Here is a 19,910-nt window from a genome sequence, read left to right as displayed (position 1 = left end):
TGCAGCCACCCGTGGGGTGGCGAGACCGGCCGATCAACCGCCGTACAGGGCTTTTCTGGGGGCACCGGTGAGTTCGGCGGCGAGCTTGGCTGCGGTGGACGGCGGGAGGTGTTCGCTGAGCTTGGCGTACATGCGGCGGCCGGCGGCCAACTGAGCCTCCTCATCGTCGGCCGCGCCCTGCACCATCACCACGAATTCGCCCTTGCGCTGGTTGTCGTCGGCTTCCACCTGCTGCAGCAGCGAGGCCAGATCACCATCCAGCACGGTCTCAAACAGCTTGGTCAGCTCACGCGCCAGCACCGCGGGCCGCTCGGGCCCGAACGCGGCGACCATGTCCGCCAGCGATTCAGTGATCCGGTGCGAGGATTCGTAGAACACCAGCGTGCGGGTTTCACCGGCCAGCGCATGGAGCCGCTCGCGGCGGCCGGAGGCCTTGGCCGGCAGGAAGCCCTCGAAGGTGAAGCGATCGCTGGGCAGGCCGGCCACGCTGAGCGCCGCGATCGCCGCACAGGCACCGGGAATCGGGCTGACCTTGATCCCGGCTTCCCGCGCGGCGCGCACCAGCCGGTAGCCCGGGTCGCTGACCAGCGGGGTACCGGCATCACTGACCAGTGCCAGCGACTCCCCGGCCAACAGGCGCGCCACGATCCGCTGCGACAACGCTTCTTCATTGTGGTCATGCAGCGCCACCAACGGCTGCTGGATGCCGAAGTGGGCCAGCAGCTGGCCGCTGCGGCGGGTGTCCTCGGCGCAGATCGCGGCCACCGAACGCAGCACGTCCTGCGCGCGCGGGGTCAGATCGGCGAGGTTGCCGATCGGGGTGGCAACGACATACAGCGTGGGGACAGCACTCATCAGCGGCTCTTCCGTGGTCAAGGGTAGAATCGTACCGTTCCCCGGCCACGGCCGCTGCCCCCATCGAATGGACCTGATCATGAACAAGCCCGTCGTACGGATCTCCGCCCTTTCGTTGTCGCTGATGCTGCTTGCCGGCTGCGCCACGACCAGCTTCACCAGTGCGCCGGATTCGCCGGCCCAGAGCCAGGCCCTGGCGCTGATCGAGCAGGGCAAGCCGCGCGATGCGGCGGTCCAGCTGGAAGGCCTGGCCAACACCCTGCGCGGCAGTGCCCGCAGCGCCGCCCTGGCCGATGCCGCCTTTGCCTGGCACGAAGCCGGCGATGCCACCCGCGCCCGCACGCTGCTGGCCCAGGTCACTGCGCGCCAGCTCAGCGGCGCCAGCCTCCAGCGCTACCAGCTGACCACGGCCGAACTCGCGCTGGCCGACAAGCAGCCGGCACAGGCGCTGGCCGCACTGAAAGAATCGGCCGACGCGGTCACCCCCTCGCTGCGTACCCGCTGGCAGTTGGCGCGCGCCAACGCACTGCAGGCCACCGGCGACAACCTCGGCGCCGCGCTTGAGCGCGCCCGTGCGCACGCCGCGCTCTCCGGCAAGGCGCGCAGCGACAACCAGCAGGCCATCGCCGGCCTGCTTGGCACGCTGGACGATGCCACCCTGCGCGCCCGCGCGGCGGCACTGCCGGCCAACGAGCCGCTGTACAACTTCGCCGGCCGTGCGCTGATCGCCCGTGGCCTGCCGCTGCCGCGTCCGTTCGATCGCGAAGGCGCCTCGCAGTTCGATACCAGCAAGCGCCCGCCGGCGATGAGCGATGGCTATCGTCCGCCCGTGAAGATGGCCGTGCTGCTGCCGCTCAGTGGCCGCCTGGCCACCGCCGCGCAGCCGGTCCGCGATGGCCTGCTCAGCGGTTACTACGGTGAAACCCGCCGCCGTCCGGACATCCAGTTCATCGACACCGCCGGTACCGCCGCCGGTGCCGTGGCCGCCTACGACAAGGCGGTGACCGCCGGTGCCGATTTCATCGTCGGCCCGCTCGGCCGCGATGAAGTGGATGCCGTGTTCGGCCGCCGCGAACTGCCGGTGCCGGTGCTGGCCCTGAACCGCGGCAAGGACACCCCGCCGGCGGGCAGCGCCGGTTTCTCGCTGGCCCCGGAAGACGACGGCATCATCGCCGCCGAGTACCTGCGCGGACGCGAGCGCAGCAAGGTGCTGGTGATCCACAGCAATGATGACAACGGCCGCCGTGCCGCCGCCGCCTTCCGTGAGCGCTTCGCGCAGCGCGGTGGTCAGGTGGTGGCCACCATCGGCGTCAGCGACACGGTCGGCGACATTGGCGCGCAGGTGCGTGCGGCCGGCGCCATCGACGGTGTGTTGCTGGCAGTGAAGGCGCCGCAGGCGCGTGCACTGACCCCGCAGCTGGCGCTGGCCGGTGCCGGTGGCGCCAGCCGCGTCGGCACCTCGCAGCTGACCGTCGGTGCCGGCAAGCCGGAAGAAGACATGGCGCTGGACGGCATCGTCTATCCGAACGAAGCCTGGAACGTGCGTGGCGTGCCCGGCCTGCCGGCCGCCTCCACGGCCGGGCAGATCCTGCCCTCGGCGCGTGGTGCCTCCGGTCGCCTGTTCGCGTTCGGTTTCGATGCCTGGAAGATCAGCGCCTACCTGGACAAGGTCGCGACGGAAGGCGGCCTGGCCGGCGCCACCGGCACCCTGTTCCTGGACAGCAACGGCAACGTACTGCGGGTGCCGGCATGGTCGACCTTCAGCGGTGGCCGGCCGATGCCGATCGCCAGCAGCAACTGAGCCACGTGCCCACCGGGCGCGCGGTACGCGGTGCGGCGGTGGAAGCCGCCGCACAGCACCATCTTCGTGAGGCCGGGCTGCGTCCGGTCACCACCAACGCGCGGTATCGCCGGGGCGAGATCGACCTGATCATGCGCGACGGCGATGTCGTCGTGTTCGTGGAAGTGCGCTACCGCGCCACTGCCCGCTTCGGCGGCGGTGCGGCTTCGGTGGACCTGCGCAAGCGACGCAAGCTGGTGATCGCCGCGCAGCTGTTTCTGCAGTCCCATCCCTGGCTGGCCGAGCAGCCCTGCCGCTTCGACGTGGTTGAAGCCAGTGGCGAGCCCCCGCAGCTGAACTGGCTGCGCGACGCGTTCCGCCTGGACGACTGCTGATGCCCTCCATCTTCACCCACGCCGCCATTCCGCTGGCGCTGTGGTGCGCCGCGGATCGCGGTCGCATCGCCGCGCCGTTGCTGGCCGCGGGCGTGGTCGCGGCGATGCTGCCCGACGCGGACGTGCTGGCCTTCGCGCTGCACATTCCCTATGCCGACAGCTTCGGCCACCGCGGGGCCAGTCATTCGATCGTGTTTGCCGCGGTGCTGGCCGTGCTCGCTGCCCTGCTGCATACGCGCCTGCGCGCCAGTGCAGTGCAGGCCGCCGCATTCGTTGGCATCAGCGCACTGTCGCACCCGCTGCTGGACGCGTTCACCTCCGGTGGTCTCGGGGTTGCCCTGTGGTGGCCGTGGAGTGGCGAGCGGTTGTTCGCGCCGTGGCGCCCGATCCGCGTATCGCCGTTCGCCGGGCAGTTCTTCAGCGCGCGCGGGCTGGCCACTGTTGTGTCTGAACTGCGTTGGGTGTGGTTGCCGCTGGCCGCCGCCGTGATCGGCTGGCGGCTGATCCAACGCGCCCCTGTGAATTCCCGGAACGCCTGATGTCGACCCCCCCCGCCCTGCCCGCCGCCTTCCTGTCCACCGTGCATGCGCTGCTGGGCGACGATGGGTGGCGCACCGATGACGCGGCACTGGCCGCCCATGCGCAGGACAACTCCTGGCGCAGCCAGCTGCCGCTCGGCGTGGCGTTTCCGCGTGACCGCGAGCAGGTGGTGGCGCTGGTCCGCGCCTGTCGCACGCACCACGTGGCCCTGGTGGCGCGCGGCGCGGGCACCGGCACCACCGGCGCGGCGGTGCCGGTCAACGGCAGCATCGTGCTGTCGTTCGCGCGCATGTCGCGCATCCTCGCCATCCAGCCCGGCAACCGCTGCGCGGTGGTCGAACCGGGCGTGCTCAACGGCGACCTGCAGCAGGCGCTGATGCCGCACGGCCTGTTCTGGGCACCGGACCCGTCCAGTGCGGAGATCTGCAGCATCGGCGGCAACCTGGCGTGCAATGCCGGTGGCCCGCGCGCCGTGAAGTACGGCACCAGCCGCGACAACGTGCTCGGCCTGGTGGCGGTCACCGGTGCAGGCGACCTCATCCACTGCGGCGGCGCTTACACCAAGGACGCCACCGGCTACGACCTCACCCACCTGCTGGTCGGCAGCGAAGGCACCCTGGCGCTGATCGTGGAAGCCACGCTCAAGCTCACCCCGCTGCCGGTCGCCCAGGCCGGGTTGCGCGTGCTGTACCGCGATGCGGATGCCGCCGCCGCAGCCGTGTCGCGCCTGATGGCACAACCGGTGGTGCCCACGCGGCTGGAATTCATGGACGCGCGCAGCCTGGCGCTGCTGCGTCGCAATGGCGCCGACGTGCCCGAGGCCGGTGCGATGCTGCTGGTGGAAGCCGACGGCGACCACGACACCCTGCCCTACCTGCTCCAGGCACTGGCCACCGCCGCCGAGGGCGACGGCCTGCTGGCGCTGGACGTGGCGATGGAAGGGGCCGCACGCGAGAAACTGTGGGCCGCGCGCAAGGCGCTGTCGCCCGCGCTGCGCAGCATCGCCCCGGGCAAGATCAACGAAGACGTGGTGGTGCCGGTGTCGCGCATCCCTGACCTGGTCGCCGGCGTGCAGGCGCTGGCGCGCGAGTACACGCTGACCATCGTCACCTTCGGCCATGCGGGCAACGGCAACCTGCACGTCAACATCCTGTACCACCCCGACGACGCCGACGAGAACGCACGCGCGCATGCCGCGCTGCCGAAGATCTTCGAACTGACCTTGGCGCTCGGCGGCACGTTGTCCGGTGAGCACGGCATCGGGCTGGCCAAGCGCGATTTCATGGCCCAGGCCTTCTCCCCCGCCACGCTGGCGGCGATGCGGGCGATCAAGCACGCGCTGGATCCGGACGGCATCCTCAACCCGGGCAAGGTGCTGCCGCCGGGGTGATGCGGGTTCATGCCGCGGGCGCGGATGGCAGCCGGATGGCGCCCCGCTCTACGGCAGCCGGGCAGAGCCCGGCTCTACGGTGCGTGGTGCGCGCTGGGTGATGTCGATCAGCGTGGTGCGGAAATCCGGCAGCAGTACGCGGTTGCCGTGACCGCTCAGGTGATCGTTGTCGAAGAACAGCGGCTGGTCACCGTCCATGGCCGAACACGTCTGCGCACCACACAACAGCGGTAGCGGATCCCAGACATGCAACGACGGATAGCGGTCGCTCAGCGCGGCCAGCAGTTCCAGCTGCGGTGCACGCAGCAGCTCCAGGTCGGCGCGCGCCATGTCCAGCCCGCCGGCGCAGGCCGGATTCATCCGGTTGAATCTGTCCGTGCAGCGATACGCCCCCGCCTTGAACAGCGGCAACGGCGCATCCACCACCACGTGCACGCCCAGCCGCTGCAGCCTGTCCAGCACCCGCTCCGCCTCGGCGCGCGCAGCGGCGGCATCGGACGGCGTGCGCTCTGCCAGCATCTGCTGGAACACCACCGCATCGCCATTGCCCCAGTCGCGGCCGCGCAGCTCGGGCATGCGCAGCGATGCCAGCAGCACGATGTCGCCCGGTCGCGCCTGCGCCTCGATGCGGGACAGCGCCCGCTCGGCGAAGGACCGGCAGTCGGCCGGGGCCGCGCGCAGCAGATTGACGATGCCGCACCCACCCTGATCGTCCTGGCGCACCTCCATGCCGGTCTGCCGCGCCACCATCGACGTCAGGGTGCGATACGCGGCGGCATGCGAGTCACCGGCGACGAACAGGCGGCGGCCGGCCAGCCCGGGCGCTTCCACCGGGTCAAGCGGCCGCCATGCAGGGTACTTGCGTGCCTGCCACGCGTCGCCGTCGCGGGTGCTGCTGAGCGATATCTGCTCGTGGAAGTTCACCATGCTCCAGGCCAGCAACGCGGCGCCGGCCACCACCGGCACCGCCATCGCGAGCACCCTGGCGGGGGCCTTTGCCGCCAGCGCGGGGGCGCGGCGCAGCGGCGTTTCCACCCAGCGGTAGGACGCCGAGGCCACCAGCAGAAGCAGGATCGGGTACAGCCACAGCGCTGCCCCCTGAAGGCCGTAGGTCCAACGCAGCAGGACCAGCAGGGGCCAATGCCAGAGGTAGAGCGAGTACGAGATGCGGCCCAGGTAGGTCAGCGGCCCCCATGACAGCAACCGCGCGTACCCGGTCGTGGCGGCACCCTCTGCAGACACCGCGGCAAGCAGCAGCAGCGCGCCGATCACCGTGAGGGCCACCCCCGGGAAGGGCAGCGGCAGCGACGGTGCCAGCACCACGCCTGCGCCCAACAGCGCCCCCCCTGGCCATGCCAGCCAACGTCCGCGCGGCGCACCGCCACGGGCCGTCATCCATTGATACAGCAGCGCGCCAGCGGCCAGTTCCCAGAAGCGCGCGGGCAGCAGATAGAAGGCAGTGGTGGGCGCAACGCGGCTTTGCCATGCCGCCAGCACCAGAGACACCAGCGACACGACCGGAAGCAGCCAGCGCAACGAAGGGAAGCGCTGGCGACCGCGCATCCAGGCGATGAACAGCACGGGAAAGACCAGGTAGAACTGTTCCTCCACGCCCAATGTCCAGGTATGCAGGAACGGATTGAGGTCTGCACCGGGCGAGAAGTAGCTGTCCTGTTGCCCCGCCAGCACGATATTGCTCAGGCCAAGCAGCGCGGCCATGCCGGTCTGGTCGAACTGTTCATTGCGCCATGCCCGCGGAATCAGCAACGCCGACAGCACGAACGTGACCACCAGCATCAGCAGCAGCGCGGGCAACAGGCGCAGCACGCGGCGACGATAGAAATCGAGCAGCAACGTACCCGGTGGCGTGTCACCCCGTGCCGCCAGGGACTGGCTGATCACGAAGCCCGAAATGACGAAGAACAGATCCACACCGGTGAAGCCGCCCGGCAGCAGCGGGGCATCGACATGGAAGACGATGACGGCCAGCACGGCGAGCGCGCGCATGCCGTCAATGGCGGGATTGTGGGAGCATCCAAGCGTGCGCATGTGGGCAGCCGAGGTGAGGTGACCCACAGCATCACGGTAAGGGGGGATGCGCTTCAAAGGGCAAACGCGACAGCGCGCGCCGTCGTTTCGCTGCGGTATGGGTTGGCCTGCGGCTGCGTATTCGCAGGCCCTATCTAAACCTCCCTGCCCATTGGCGGGAGGGCAGCGACCGAACGGGATGCAGCGGGTAGTGGGGTCGACTCAAGGATTCGCGTCGAACACCACGGTCATCTGCCCGTCCCAGCGCGAGCCGGGCAGCTGCACGATCGTCTCCACGGCGGCGCGGTTGGCCGTGAACCGCAGCGTCGAGCGGCGCTGCATCAGGTACCCCTCGGGGCTGAAGCGCGGCGCGAGCGCGTCGTCGGCCGATAGCGGCGTGTCCTGTGCGGGGCGTCCGTCCTTCAGATTGCGCATGCCCGGAATGGTCACGTCCACGTCCACGGGCACCACCACGTCATCGGCTGCATTGCGGATGCCACAGCCACTGCCGGCTGCATGTTCGCAGCGCAGCTTCATGCTGAAATCCATCGACGAGGTGAGGTGGAACGGCAGCGCCTGGCGCAGCCGTGCGGGCACCTTCCCATGGTTGATCCACTGCGACCAGCCGCCGTCCGGCACCAGTGGCACGCGCGGCGTTTCGCTGGCAAAGCGCACCTGGAAATCATGTATCACATCGAAGACGAAGTTCATCCGGATCGCCGTGGTGCCGGTGATGTTGTCGCCCAGGTCGATGTCGGCATCGGCGCCACCGGTGGTCCAGGTTTCCTGCGCCGTATAGCGGCCATCCTGCAGGGTCATCGCATTGGGAAGTGCCACCTGAATGCCGATGCCGACGTTGCGGTAGGCGTAGGTACGCCCCCCCCTTCCCTGGTTGCTGTAACACGCCTGTGGGTTGCCCGGATCACGGACGCCCCAGCCGCCATTGGACCAGCCGACCCCACCGGCACCCCGGATCGCGGTGCAGCCGCCGCTGATGCCGTGGTACCACGGATCCGCCCCACGCCCGAAGTTCAATCGCAGGGAAATGGCGACAAAGCTGATCTCCGCGTCGAACGTACGCCCGGTGTTGACATCCTGCAACGTGATGATGCGTGGCGCCGGAAAGCGCACATACGTCGTGTCGCGCTGCGCCGTGCCGGTCTGCGGGCCCGACTTGCGCCAGTACTCCCCTCCCCCCAGATCAAAGATGTAGGCCCCCTTCTGGGCACATTGCGTTGGCCGCCAATTGCAGAAGGCGCCGCGTGGCGTGGTGTTTTCGAATGCCGTATTGCCGGGGTTCAACGCGTTCGGCCTGAACTGGCCGGTGACGGTCACTTCGCGTACCTGGGCGGCCACCGGGGTGGCGTGCAGCGCGAACAGGACAAGCATCAGCAACGGGAGACATTTCATGGCGGCAACCTGCAGGCCTGGGGGAAGGGGGCGATTCACTGCACGGCAACCGGCGGCGGGCAGCGCACCCCGCCCACCATCAACAGGTCGCCTTCGCGCGGGTAGCTGGCCTGCTCCATCACCAGTTCACAGCGGGTGAGGTTGGGGTAGCGCAGTTCCACCACCGGCGCGCGTGCACTCAGTTCAAGGGTGAAAAATCCATCGTCCTGGCTCACGCTGCGCCCGGCGTGGTTGATCACCTGCACGCCACGCACCCCGCAGCCATCGGCATCCACGACCTGGCCCAATACGGTGAAGGTGCGCAGCACATCCACCGTGGCGTGCATCACCCCGCCCTTGTTGAGGTGGTAGTCGAGCGCGGCCGGCTGCAGGGTGGCCGCCGGGGCCGTGCGGCCGTCGAAATCGATCTGCACCTGGCCGGCGCGGTAGGCGCTGACCGGCACGAAGTTGCGGCCCGGCCGCAGCACCACGCTGCCGCTGCGGCTGTCGTCGGCGCGCAGAACGACATCGGGGACGTCGCTGCGCACGTCCACGATGATGCCGGTGTCCACCGCACCGCTGCGGCCCTGGCCAATGACCGCCACGTGGCCGCCGCCGAACGCCACGGTGCTGTCCAGGTTGGCACTGCCGCTCAGTTGGCCGCTGCCCGCCGCGCGGTACAGCTGCGCATCACCTTCCAGCACTGCATGCTGCAGGTAGGCACCGGCACCGGCGCCTACGCCGCCGCGGTCCGCACCCACGGTGCCGGTCACGCTGCGCAGCAACGGGCCATCCAGGTGCTGGCTGACGGTGGCGGCGAGGTACCCGTCGCGCTGCCCGTTGTCCCCGGTTCGGCTGCCCAGGCTGCCACTGTAGCTGCGGCGATCACTGCCGAGCGCAAGGCTCACCGTCAGGTCGATGCCGCGTTGGCGGTGGTAGCCGGTATGGCGATTGCCCGGACGGTCGTGGGCGGATACGCGCCAGTTCACGTCATGTCGCCCGAACAGTGTTTCGCGGCGGCCGTAGGACACGTCGATGCCGGTGCCACGGGTGAATCCGCTCGAGCGCGCGATACGCACGCTGGCCGTATCGCGGTGGCTGAAACGGTGGGTGATCGACACCGCCGTGGTGTCCTGCCAGCCGCCTTGGCGCTCCCATCGCGGCGCGAGCCCGGCGCCTAGCGCCACGCGGTGGCGTTGTTCGGCCCAACTGCGCGCGTGACTGGCCACGACCGACCCGGCCCGGTAGCGATACAGGCCCTGCAGGTCCAGGCCGCGCCCCCTGTCTGTGGCGGTGTACAGGTTGGTGTAAGCACTCAGCGCACTGCTGGCCTGCCAGTCCATCGACAGCCCGGCCGCACGGCGTTGCCCGATCTGCTGCACGGTGGCACCGGCCACCGCACGCGGATGCACCAGGTAATTGACCACCGCGCCGGCGGCCACCTTGCCGCTGTCCGCATCGCTGCTGCTGCCGAGCAGGCCGCGCTGCTGGCCGGCGAACGCGCTGTAGCGCCAGCGCCGCGTCGGGTCGCGCCAGCGGCTGGGCTTGTGGATGGTGGCCGCCTCGCGCGAGGCTTCGCGTCCGTCCACCACCACGCGCAGGTCCACCTCGTAGATACCGCCCGGCAAGCGCCGTGTATCGATTTCCTGGATCCCCGGCCTGACGGCCTGGGTGGACAACAGCACGCCATCGCGCAGGAGCTCCACCACCCCGTCGCGACTGGCGGTGACATGGACCGGGTACATGCTGGCGCTGCGGGTATCGGCCAGCAGGATGTCCGACGAGCCGACCATGACGCCCAACGCGGTGTCGTTCTGCGTACCGGGTGCGCGCGGCTGGCGGATCACGCCTTCGAAGGTGGGCAGGAAGTAGCCGGCGCGCACGAAGTGGTCGCCCAGCTCGCGTTGTGCGTACAACGCGCTGAGGTAGTGGTCGGCGCTGCCGGGCTGCGCGTGGTACTGGTAGCTGCCCAGCGTGCTCCAGCGACCCAGGCTGCCACGCAGCTCGGCGCTGTAGCGGGTGGCCGTGGACTGGTCCTGGCCCCCGTGCACGGCCAGGCTGTTGCGCAGGATCAGGCCACGGCTGCCCCCCTCGGGCTGGGCAACGTGGCGGTCCTCGCCCCGCGTGCCGCCCGGGGTAAGCAGGCTGAGCAGCGAATTGGAGAGACTGTAATGCAGCGCCGACAGCCCGCGGCAGGCCTCGTGGCAGACGCCCAGTGGCAACGGCTCGGCCAGCTGCGTCGCCCAGCGTGCACGTTCACTCGGTGGCAGGCGGCTGTCATGGCTGTCGACGAAGTCCACCACCTGCACGCGGTTGTCGTCGTGCAGCACCACCTCGGCATCGCCGAGGTACTGCCCGTCCAGCTCCACGCGGACCGTGAGCGGGGTGCCGAACAGATGCGCGCGGAACTCGGCCGGCATGCGCTCGCGCTGTTCCAGAAGGCTGGGCAGCTCATCCGGTGCCAGGCCCCCGGCCTGCGAGGACGCGGCAACGACAATGGCACCGATGGCGACGGTCAACCTGGCCAAGGGCGGGCATGCGCGAGGGCGCCTGGGAAACATGGTGCGTTCTCCGGCCTCCCTGCCGCATCGGTGGATGCGGCAGGGAACGCCTGCAGGGCTCACGGATCGGCGATATCACTTTCGAAGATCATGTGGAACTGGCCGCCATAGCTGCCCTGTTTGTAGCCACCGGTCGGCACCGTCGGGGCGATGGCAAAGGCCAGCGATTTGCCAGCGGCCGCCTGCGCCGGGTTGGCGACGGTGAGCTTCACGCCGCCCGCAACCGGCACGGCCACGTTGTCCAGCTTCACCACCAGGTCCACGACATCGGCAGCCGACGCCATCTGGGCCGGGGCCGACAGGTAGGCGGTGATGGCGGCCGACGACTTGACGTTGATGACACGGCCGGTCAGTTCACCCAGTACCTGGCGCGCGGTATCCCACGGCAGGTTCTGCGGCAGGCCTTCCCAGCCATCGGGCGTGGATACCTGCAGACCGGCGGTGTTGGGCACGTCGGCCGTGACATTCACGGTGATCGACTTGGTTTCGATGGCGGCGTGGCTCAGCGCCGGGGCCAGCAGCGCGGCGGTGGCGGCCGCCAACGCGTAGGTTTTCAAGGACATGGTGTTGCTCCAGGAAGAGTGGATGGATACAAGACGCCAGGACATGGGCACAGCACCCCCGGCGGGTGCCTGGCGGACCCGATGGGGCATGAACAGCGGGAGGAACGGAACGGTCAGCGGCGCGAATCGATACCGCGCTGGCTGTCGCCCTCCTTCAGGTCGTAGCGGGTGAACTGGCCGTCGGCCTGCTGCAGCGCGTAGGAGCGCCCGGGCCGGACGTGGACGATGATGCCGGGCGTGCAGGTGTCCGGGCGGGCGCGCTCGCACTGGCGCAGGTTGTCCAGCACCACGGTGGCGTTGCCGTGGTTGTACACGCGGCCATCCTGCAGGCGGGTGTCGTAGTGCGCGTGCTCCGGCGCGATGAACAGGATCGTGCCGTAGCCGGTGAACATGCGGATGGACGCGTTCAATTCCGCCGCTTCCTGCGCCTGTTCTTCGCTGAGCGAGAATTCCTCGGCGCTGGGTGCCACCGGGATGAAGCGCAACCGGTAATAACGTTCCTGGTCACGTGCGCCGCGATAGACCAGGCGCGTGGCCTGTTGGCCGTTGCCGGCAATGATCAGGCGGCTGGGGCTGGCGATGACACCGTGCGCGCCAGGGGCGTTGCGTACCAACGCCGCGCCGTCCACCGGCGTTTCACTGGCCTGTCCTTCCGCATCGAAGTGCATCTGGGTCACTTCCACGCGCACGTAGGCCGTGGCGTCACCGGTGTTGCGGATGCGCTTGAGCAGGTTGCTGTGGGTAGGTTCCAGGTAGTCGAACAGCGGCCCGACGCTGATCTGCGGTGTCGCGGCGGCGGCCGGCAAGCAGAGCGTGGACAACAGCAGGGCAATGAGGAAGCGGGGCATGACGCAGCTCGCGTTGGAGAGCGCACAGTCTGTGCACTCACCCCCAGGGCGGCCATGCAATTAGTTGCAAATGCAAATAACTATCGATTGCATCGATATGGTTGATCGCCGTACACCACCGCGCCCAGCGGACCGCTGGACGCGCAGGCGGCAACATCCTCAAGCAGCAGCCGGGCAAAGCAGGCTCTACGTTTCTGCGGCACGGGATACTGGATGCAGTACGTGCAACCTGAAGGAGCCGGGCATTACCCGGCTCCTTTTTTTTACCAGCGCACGCGCATGCCCAGCTGTCCGCCCACGTTGCGGTAGGCGTGGTCGCCGCGCTGTACGCTCATGCCGCCCCAGGCCGACCAGCGCTGACCCAGCTTCAGCTCGGCACCGGCCTGCACTTCATAGCGGTCGCGCGGCATGTCTGCGCCCAGGGTTTCGCCATTGAATGCGAGCGTGCTGGTGCGCGGTCCACGCAGCCAGTTCACCGCCATGTACGGCTGCACCACGTTGCCCGCACGGGTATCGTGGCCGAAGACGCGCACGCCCAGGCGGCCGCTGATGCCATCCGCGTCGGCGGTGTCGATCCGGGTGCCGTTGGCTTCCACGTGACCGTCTGCCCGGTAATCCACGTGCGATACCTGCAGCTGCGGCTGCACGTACAGGTTGGCGTGCGGTCCCTGCCAGATGGTGAAGGTGTAGCCGCCTTCGACCGACGTAGTGATCACCCGGGTGTCGTACTGCTCGCGCGGCAGGTCTACGCCCTCCACGCGGTTGTCAAAACGGCCCGCCTGCACACTGGCATCCACATAAGCGCCCTGGCTGCTGCCCGGTTGCTGCTGCCATGTGGCATACACACCCACCGCATTGCCCCGCACACGTCCCGTGGCGGTGTACCCGGTGAGGGGCGAGACCACGGTGCTGTCGGCCCGGCCGCTGCCCAGCATCACGCCCAAGGTGGTGCCATTGCGCTGCCAGAGGGCGCTGCCCACCTGCAGAATCGACGTGGTGCCGTCCACGGCCAACTGGCCCCCTACCGCCTGGAAGTCGGCCTGCTGGCGGCCGACGCGTACCCACGCACCGTGGCCCTCGGCAAGGCCCGGCGCGCCGATGCGGTCATGCAGGCGATGCTGGAACATACCGTTGGCGGCGGTCTGGTTGGCCAGGTAGGCGCCGGCTTCCGGGCGCAGCACCCGGCCCGGCGGCGTGATCGGAATACCACCATCGCCCCCTTCTTCCGGGTCCGGGCCCGGCGTTGGATCCGGTTCGGTGACACAGCCCGGAGAGGTGGGATCGTCCTGACAGCGGTCGAACCATTGCGAGCGCAGGTACCACTGGCCATCGCTGGGATCGGCGATGCCGCCCTGGAAAAGGAAGTACTCGTACGAGCCGCCCACCGCACGCCCCGCCAAGGCGTAACGCCCCAGCGATGCACCGTCGACCTGGATGAGCTGAATGCCATCTTCGGTGGGTGCACCCACGCCACCGACGTTCTGCACGCGCAGGCTGGCGTCGCCACTGGTATCGCCGCGCACGTGCAGGCGGTCGATCACGGTGTCATCGCCCGCCAGCGCACCGTGAAACAGGAAGGTGCCGCCATCGCTGTGCAGGTCGCCGTCCACGGTGAGCAGGGTGCCCACCGCAGCACGCCCATCGGACAGGGCCAGCGTGCTGTCGCGCATCGTCAGCGCATCCACGCGTGCGTCACCGCGCAGGGTCCACTGGCTGCCGCCGTCCAGTTCCATGTGCTCCACGAGGTCGCTGCTGCCCCACCAGTGCGAGCCACCGGCCAGGCTGACCTGCACCTGCGATTGCGGCACCAGCCCGTTCTCCAGGTCTTCGCGGGTGATGACAATGTCACCCTGCATCTGCGCGGCGTTCTCCAGCCGTACGTCGAAGCGACCGCTCACCGCGGCGTCCAGCGACAGTGCGGTGCCATTGCCCCCGGACAGCAGTGCGCCATTGTCCAATGTCAGCCCCGCATCGCGGCTGCTACGCAGCCACACGCCGCCGTGCTGCGCGCTCACCAGCGAGCCACCGTCGATCTGCATGCGGCCGTTGTCATTGATCACCGCCGCCCAGGCGCCCGCGCCTTCAGTGCGTACGTGCGTATCGCGCAGCGTCATCTCGCCACGGCCGCCCGACAGCACACCGTGCGAACTGATACCGGTGGTGCGGACCACGGTGTCGGCCAGGTGCACGCTGCCACCGAGCCGGGCGATGGCGCCGATGGCGCCGTTGCCCTCGGTGAGGATATCGACGGCCTGCGCATGGGCTACCGGGGCCGGCGTGCCGGAGCCCTCCACATAAAGCCCGTGCCCGTTTCTACCGCCGGTACGCAGCGCGCTGTCGCGCAGGGTAGCCGCTCCGCCCAGCACCGACACCGCTTGATGCAGCTCGCCGTCGGCGCTGATGCGCGAACCGACCACCTCCAACTGCGCGTCGTTGAACATCAGGATGCCCACACCATTCTGTGTGGTGATGGAAGACCCTTCCACGCGCGCGGTGGCATTGCGCTGGTTGATGTTGATGCCGGTGCTCACGCTGGTGAGTACGCTGTTGCGCATGTCCAGCGCGGCCCCCTCCATCATGAACACGCCTGTGTGGCCATGAACCTGCGTGCCGTCCAGTGCGGCACTGCCGCCGCTCGCGCCATAGCTGAGCGCGGTTGCGTTGCTGCCACCGGCGTGGATGCGACCACCGCGCACCACCACATCGCCGCCCACCAGGATGCCCTCACCGGAGCGTTCGTGGGTGAGGTTGATGTCCACGTCTTCCAGCTCCACGACGCTTCCACGTCCGGCAAGGATGCCGGTGGAGCCAGCACCGTTTCCGTTGATCTGTACCGAACGCAGGGTCACATCGTTGGTACTCCCCGGCTCTATCCATACCGCCGCACCGCCGCCGGCGTGTTCAATACGCACGCGCTCGGCCAGCAGCGTGCCTCCGGCAACGAACAGGCCATTGGCACTGGTGCCGTGGATCTCGATCACGCTGTTGCGCAGCTCCGCGCTGCCCTCACGCAGCGCCACGCCGTGGGACAGACCGCCACGGGTGGTGATGTGGACGTTGTCGGCGATCAGGCTGCCGTTGCCCAGTTCGATGCCGCTGGCCGCAGTACCGCTGGTCTCGATACGGGTGCCTCGCAGGTCCAGTCCGCCACCGTCATGCGCGGCCAGGCCGGCGGCACCGTAGCCGGTGGTGACCGCGCTACCAGCGCGCAACGCGATACGACTCCCAGCGCCCTCTACGCGTGCCCCTGATGCACGTTGGCCTTCGGTGCGCAGGTTGACCTCGCCCGACGGCACGATGCTGCCGCCGTTGCGGGCCATGAAGGCATGGCCTGCGGTAGTGCCCGGATCGGCAGGATCGGTGGTGTGATAGTCGCCGGTAGCGGGCGTCTGATCATCGCCGTCGGCGATGACCTGTTGGGCCATGGCCGGGTGCGCGGCGAAAAGTACAGCGCTCATGGCAAGCGCGAGTGTTTTATGACGTGGATGGATAAAGCGCATAGGGATGCTCCTGGCAAATGCCGAGTGATCCTGACTATCGGAGTGATAGCGCACCATGCAAATTGTTGTAAGCGTCGTACAGATCTAAGACGTAGTGCTCTAAGCGACAGTGATCAGAAGCAATGTCAGCTTGGGCGATCAATCACACGATCGACCGCCTGAATCAAAACCGTCCGAACAATCGTCACCTCCTGCATTTGCAACTAGTTGCATGGGATGCCGAACGCCGTTCGACCAGACTTTCAGCCAACCCGATCCACACGCGCTGCGATGCCCCCGCTCACCCCGGTTTCACATTTACTGCATTAATCGTCGTACAGGTGAATCCGTAACCGTCTCAACACAGCGACGTGGCCGATGTTTCCCCTTGAAAGGACGTGACCATGAATTCTCCTGCACGCTCGAACCTCCGCTCGAACCTCCGCTCGAATGTCCGCCCGACCCTGCGCCCGCTTGCACACGGGTTGCTGCTGGCCTTGACCGCCCTGCCCATGGGCGTGGCCCTGGCCGGTGATCTTGACGACCAGAGTGCCATCGTCGGTCCGACCGATCCGCTGGAAGCATGGAGCCTGATCAATGACTCGCAGCTGGCGGTGGCCGCTGGAAAGACGCTGCAGATTGTCGCCGACGGCACCTCCACCGTTACGCTCGAACGTGGTGCCGAGGTAACCCGCAGCGGTACCGCACAGGATGCCATCACGCTCTACGGCAACGCTCGTTTGGGCGCTGACAACAGCCGTATCCTGGGCGGAATTTCGCTTCGGGCCTTCAGCACCGAGGCGTACCTGCGCGACAGCGAGGTCATTGTCACGACTGCGGGCCTGCGGCCCACCGAACGCAAGGCCATAGGCGTGGATCTGGCTGCCGGTCCCGGCGGCGCCGGGGCGCGCAATCCCTATGCGTGGATCAGTGGCACCACCCTCCGCGTCGAGGACGCACCGGACACCAGCAGGCCCTACAACAGCGGCTTGGGTGTGCGGTTGCAGATGGGTCAGATGGACATCATCAATGGCTCGCATATCACCGCTGCCAACGTCGGCGCCATGCTGTGGGGTGAAGCGAATCCGGCGGGCAGCCTGCGCCTGGGCATCGACAACGCGACGCTGGAATCCGGTCGGGGTGCCGCGATCCAGGTCATGCCGTTGGAGGCAAACCGCTACGACATCACCGTCGCCAACCATTCACGACTGATCGGCGGCGACGGAAACCTGCTGCGGGTCGGCGACGACATCATCCGGAGCCCCGAGCAGACCGATGTCAGCTTCACCGTCGACGATTCCCGCCTGGCGGGCAATATCACCTTCGATGCGGCGACCGTCACGGGATCGCTGGATGTCGTCCTGCGCAACAAGGCGCAGATCGACGGCCGCTTCTTCAACGTCACCTCCGCCAGCATCGACGGCGACAGCACCTGGCTGCTGACCGGCGACAGCAACGTCGGCCGGCTGGCGCTGGGCAGCACCGGCACCATCGGGATGGGCGACGGCACCACGTTCAACACCCTCACCGTCGATACGTTCACCGGCGATGGCGGCACGCTGGCCTTCAACACCCAGCTCGGCGACGACCGTTCGGCCAGTGACCGGCTGGTCATCACCGGCGATGCCAATGGGCAGGCCAACGTGCGGGTGAGCAACGCCGGCGGCACCGGCGCGAAGACCGATCGTGGTATCGAGCTGATCGACATCGGCGGTGCGTCCAATGCGCAGTTCGACCTGGTCGGGCGTGCGGTGGGTGGGCAGTACGAGTATTCGCTGGTGAAGGACGCCAACGGCAACTGGTACCTGCGCTCGGAACTGGCCACCGCGCCGGACCCGTGCCTGGCCGACCCGACCCTGCCCGAGTGCAACCCGATTGATCCGATTGATCCGATTGACCCGCCCACCCCGGTGCTGCGCCCGGAAGCCGGTGCCTACCTGGCCAACCAGTTCGCCATGGACCAGCTGCTGCGCCACCAGTGGCGCGACCGCCAGGGCGGCGAAGCAACGGCCGAGGGCGTGCGTGGCTGGGCGCGGGTGGATGCCACCAACAGCCACCTGTCCGCGGTGCAGGACCAGTTGGACCTGCGCGTGCAGCGCTCGCGCCTGCAGCTGGGTGCCGACGTGGGCGTGTTCGATAACGGCCGGGGCCGCGTGGGCGTGATGTTCACCGCCGGACAGGCCGATGCGCAGTCGCGTTCGCAGGTGACCGGTTACAGCGCACGCGGCAAGGTGGAAGGCGGCGCGGCCGGTGTGTACGGCAACTGGAGCAACGAGGCGATGTATGTGGATGCCGGTGTGCAGCGTGGGCAATTCCGCAACCGCGTGCAGGGCGAGGGCCTGGCCGCCGAGCGTTACGACTCGGACATCTGGCAGTCGTCGCTGGAAGCGGGCTATCGCTTCACCATCGGCCAGATCGGCAGCACCGCGTTGAGTCTGCAGCCGGAACTGCAGCTGGTGTACACCGACGCCACCACCGACCGCCACGAAGAGCGCAACGGCACGATAGTGCGCAGCGTGGGCGATGACGGGCTGTCGGGCCGCGTGGGCCTGCGCCTGCAGGGCGAGTCGCGCGCCACGGTGGGTGCGGCGGTGAGCCCGTACCTGGCGGTGAACTGGTACCGCGATGGCAGCAGCAACGGCATGGCGTTCGATGAAGACGTGCTGCAGGCGAGCGTACCGCGCAACCGGTATGAGATCAGCGCCGGTGGCCGGGTGGACTTCCGCTCGGGACTGAGTGGCTGGGGCGGGCTGGGCGTGATGCGCGGCGACCACGGGTATCGCGAAGCCACCGCGAACGTGAGCGTTGCTTACAGGTGGTAATACTGGAACGGCGCCGGATGATGGCCGGCGCCGTTTTGCGTGGTCGGTGGCTTGGGGCGGGTTGGCGGCCGGGGTTGGTCGGGAGCCGGCCAGCGGCCGGCACTACCGATGGCGTGTGGGCTACGTAGAGCTGGGCTCTGCCCGGCTGCTCACGCCGCGAAGTGCTGGTAGCCGCCGGGCCCGGTTTCGCCTTCGCACTGCACGCCCTGCCCGTCCACGATGCGGCCGATGCGGGTGAGCGGCAGGCGCAGCGATTCGGCTACGGCATGCAGCGCCTCGCGCTGGTCGGCGGCGGCGGTGAAACACAGTTCGTAATCGTCGCCGCCGCGCAGGGCACACGCACGCGCGGCGTCGCGGCCAAGCACCGCACGCAGGGCCGGTGACAGCGGCACGGCGTCGGCATCCACTTCGGCACGCACGCCACTGCGCGTGGCGATGTGGCCCAGGTCGGCCAGCAGGCCGTCAGAGATATCCACGGCAGCATGCGCGAAGGCCCGCAGGCGCAGGCCCAGCGTCACCCGTGGGGTCGGCCGCAGCAGGCGCAGGCGCAGTGTTTCGTAGTCGCCCAGCACGGTGGCGGTGGCGATGTTCAACTCGCCGCGCTGCCACAGCTGCAGGGCACCGGCGGCGTCGCCGAGTGTGCCGCTCACCCAGATGTCATCGCCCACCTGGGCGCGGTCGCGGCGCAGCGCCTGGCCACGTGCCACCTGCCCCATCGCCGTGACCGACAGCGACAGCGGACCACGCGCGGTGTCGCCGCCGATCAACGCGATGGCGTGTTCGTCGGCCAGCGCGAAGAAGCCGTCGGCGAAGGATTCGATCCAGTCCGGGTGCGCGTCGGGCAGCGACAATGCCAGCGTGCACCAGGCCGGGCGTGCGCCCATCGCGGCCAGGTCGGACAGATTGACCGCCAGGGTCTTCCAGCCGATGTCGAAGGGCATGGTCTCGGCCGGGAAATGCACGCCGCTGTTGAGCGTGTCGGCGGTGACCACCAGCTGTTCGTTCGGGCGCGGCTGCAGCAGCGCCGCGTCATCGCCGATGCCGAGCACCACGTCGTCGCGCTCGGCGGTGCGGGCACGGATGCGGTCGATCAGGGCGAATTCGGCAAGGGACATGGGGCGCTCCCGCGGTTGTGCGTGCCGCGCAGTGCGCGGTGGGGCGGTTTTTCGTGCCGCGCGACGCGCGGTTGTCGGTAGTGGCGGGGGGGGGGGGGGGGGCGCAGAACAAACCCCTGGGGGGGGGGGGAAGGCAAGCCGAGAA

General features: G+C 68.7%; 13 protein-coding genes. 5 read left to right on the top strand and 8 right to left on the bottom strand.

Annotated elements, in window-relative coordinates; translation table 11 throughout:
• Positions 1 to 33: 33 nt before the first annotated feature.
• A complete protein-coding gene (gene rsmI / locus ABE483_RS12335) occupies positions 34 to 855 on the bottom strand; it encodes a 16S rRNA (cytidine(1402)-2'-O)-methyltransferase (RefSeq protein WP_313219986.1) in 822 nt (273 codons plus the stop codon).
• Between the two features lie 79 nt (positions 856 to 934).
• On the opposite strand from rsmI, the gene ABE483_RS12330 reads away from it, so the two are divergent.
• From ABE483_RS12330 to ABE483_RS12315, 4 genes are read left to right on the top strand one after another with little or no spacing between them, the layout of a single operon-like run.
• Complete coding sequence (locus ABE483_RS12330) at positions 935 to 2,656, top strand: penicillin-binding protein activator (protein WP_346481784.1); 1,722 nt, start codon at positions 935 to 937, stop codon at positions 2,654 to 2,656.
• Positions 2,605 to 3,030 carry a YraN family protein gene (locus ABE483_RS12325; RefSeq protein WP_313210251.1) on the top strand — a complete coding sequence of 142 codons (426 nt, stop codon included), beginning with the start codon at positions 2,605 to 2,607 and terminating at the stop codon, positions 3,028 to 3,030. Before ABE483_RS12330 ends, ABE483_RS12325 begins: the two co-directional genes overlap by 52 nt.
• Positions 3,030 to 3,569 carry a metal-dependent hydrolase gene (locus tag ABE483_RS12320; RefSeq protein WP_346481783.1) on the top strand — a complete coding sequence of 180 codons (540 nt, stop codon included), beginning with the start codon at positions 3,030 to 3,032 and terminating at the stop codon, positions 3,567 to 3,569. The genes ABE483_RS12325 and ABE483_RS12320 overlap by 1 nt, the downstream gene beginning before the upstream one ends.
• On the top strand, positions 3,569 to 4,960 hold the full coding sequence (locus ABE483_RS12315) for an FAD-linked oxidase C-terminal domain-containing protein (protein WP_346481782.1): 1,392 nt from the start codon (positions 3,569 to 3,571) through the stop codon (positions 4,958 to 4,960). The genes ABE483_RS12320 and ABE483_RS12315 overlap by 1 nt, the downstream gene beginning before the upstream one ends.
• Before the next feature lie 48 nt (positions 4,961 to 5,008).
• Here the strand turns inward: ABE483_RS12315 and ABE483_RS12310 are convergent, their stop codons facing one another.
• The 6 genes from ABE483_RS12310 to ABE483_RS12285 all read right to left on the bottom strand — a co-directional run bounded on the left by ABE483_RS12310 (position 5,009) and on the right by ABE483_RS12285 (position 15,807).
• Entirely contained in the window at positions 5,009 to 7,009 is a 2,001-nt protein-coding gene (locus ABE483_RS12310; protein ID WP_346481781.1) for an acyltransferase family protein, read from the bottom strand.
• Between the two features lie 201 nt (positions 7,010 to 7,210).
• Positions 7,211 to 8,398 (bottom strand): hypothetical protein, encoded by a 1,188-nt coding sequence (locus ABE483_RS12305; protein WP_346481780.1) that lies wholly within the window; start codon positions 8,396 to 8,398, stop codon positions 7,211 to 7,213.
• A 35-nt stretch (positions 8,399 to 8,433) separates the two neighbouring features.
• Positions 8,434 to 10,905 (bottom strand): TcfC E-set like domain-containing protein, encoded by a 2,472-nt coding sequence (locus ABE483_RS12300; RefSeq protein WP_346481779.1) that lies wholly within the window; start codon positions 10,903 to 10,905, stop codon positions 8,434 to 8,436.
• A gap of 92 nt (positions 10,906 to 10,997) precedes the next feature.
• Positions 10,998 to 11,501, bottom strand: coding sequence for a CS1 type fimbrial major subunit (locus ABE483_RS12295; protein ID WP_346481778.1), 504 nt, complete (start codon positions 11,499 to 11,501; stop codon positions 10,998 to 11,000).
• Between the two features lie 113 nt (positions 11,502 to 11,614).
• Positions 11,615 to 12,349, bottom strand: coding sequence for a CS1 fimbrial subunit B flags: Precursor (locus ABE483_RS12290; protein ID WP_346481777.1), 735 nt, complete (start codon positions 12,347 to 12,349; stop codon positions 11,615 to 11,617).
• Between the two features lie 263 nt (positions 12,350 to 12,612).
• Positions 12,613 to 15,807, bottom strand: a complete 3,195-nt coding sequence (locus tag ABE483_RS12285) for an autotransporter outer membrane beta-barrel domain-containing protein (protein WP_346481776.1) — start codon at positions 15,805 to 15,807, stop codon at positions 12,613 to 12,615.
• A 425-nt stretch (positions 15,808 to 16,232) separates the two neighbouring features.
• Between ABE483_RS12285 and ABE483_RS12280 the strand changes: the two genes are divergently transcribed.
• Positions 16,233 to 18,650 (top strand): autotransporter outer membrane beta-barrel domain-containing protein, encoded by a 2,418-nt coding sequence (locus ABE483_RS12280; protein WP_346481775.1) that lies wholly within the window; start codon positions 16,233 to 16,235, stop codon positions 18,648 to 18,650.
• 149 nt (positions 18,651 to 18,799) lie between these two features.
• On the opposite strand, the gene thiL is transcribed toward ABE483_RS12280, so the two are convergent.
• The gene (gene thiL, locus ABE483_RS12275; protein ID WP_346481774.1) at positions 18,800 to 19,765 is read right to left on the bottom strand and encodes a thiamine-phosphate kinase; all 966 of its coding nucleotides are present in this window, start codon (positions 19,763 to 19,765) and stop codon (positions 18,800 to 18,802) included.
• Between the last annotated feature and the right edge of the window lie 145 nt (positions 19,766 to 19,910).

Origin of the sequence: Stenotrophomonas sp. TWI602 (genome assembly GCF_039674045.1) — a bacterium.
Taxonomy (GTDB): Bacteria; Pseudomonadota; Gammaproteobacteria; order Xanthomonadales; family Xanthomonadaceae; genus Stenotrophomonas.
The sequence above is the reverse complement of the archived record's forward strand: the minus strand, read 5'-3'. Positions and strand labels throughout refer to the sequence as shown.

Excerpts from the sequence above, each read along its gene's own strand:
- rsmI (WP_313219986.1), bottom strand. The coding sequence starts at position 855 with ATGAGTGCTGTCCCCACGCTGTATGTCGTTGCCACCCCGATCGGCAAC.
- ABE483_RS12330 (WP_346481784.1), top strand. The coding sequence starts at position 935 with ATGAACAAGCCCGTCGTACGGATCTCCGCCCTTTCGTTGTCGCTGATG.
- ABE483_RS12325 (WP_313210251.1), top strand. The coding sequence starts at position 2,605 with ATGGTCGACCTTCAGCGGTGGCCGGCCGATGCCGATCGCCAGCAGCAA.
- ABE483_RS12320 (WP_346481783.1), top strand. The coding sequence starts at position 3,030 with ATGCCCTCCATCTTCACCCACGCCGCCATTCCGCTGGCGCTGTGGTGC.
- ABE483_RS12315 (WP_346481782.1), top strand. The coding sequence starts at position 3,569 with ATGTCGACCCCCCCCGCCCTGCCCGCCGCCTTCCTGTCCACCGTGCAT.
- ABE483_RS12310 (WP_346481781.1), bottom strand. The coding sequence starts at position 7,009 with ATGCGCACGCTTGGATGCTCCCACAATCCCGCCATTGACGGCATGCGC.
- ABE483_RS12305 (WP_346481780.1), bottom strand. The coding sequence starts at position 8,398 with ATGAAATGTCTCCCGTTGCTGATGCTTGTCCTGTTCGCGCTGCACGCC.
- ABE483_RS12295 (WP_346481778.1), bottom strand. The coding sequence starts at position 11,501 with ATGTCCTTGAAAACCTACGCGTTGGCGGCCGCCACCGCCGCGCTGCTG.
- ABE483_RS12290 (WP_346481777.1), bottom strand. The coding sequence starts at position 12,349 with ATGCCCCGCTTCCTCATTGCCCTGCTGTTGTCCACGCTCTGCTTGCCG.
- ABE483_RS12285 (WP_346481776.1), bottom strand. The coding sequence starts at position 15,807 with ATGAGCGCTGTACTTTTCGCCGCGCACCCGGCCATGGCCCAACAGGTC.
- ABE483_RS12280 (WP_346481775.1), top strand. The coding sequence starts at position 16,233 with ATGAATTCTCCTGCACGCTCGAACCTCCGCTCGAACCTCCGCTCGAAT.
- thiL (WP_346481774.1), bottom strand. The coding sequence starts at position 19,765 with ATGTCCCTTGCCGAATTCGCCCTGATCGACCGCATCCGTGCCCGCACC.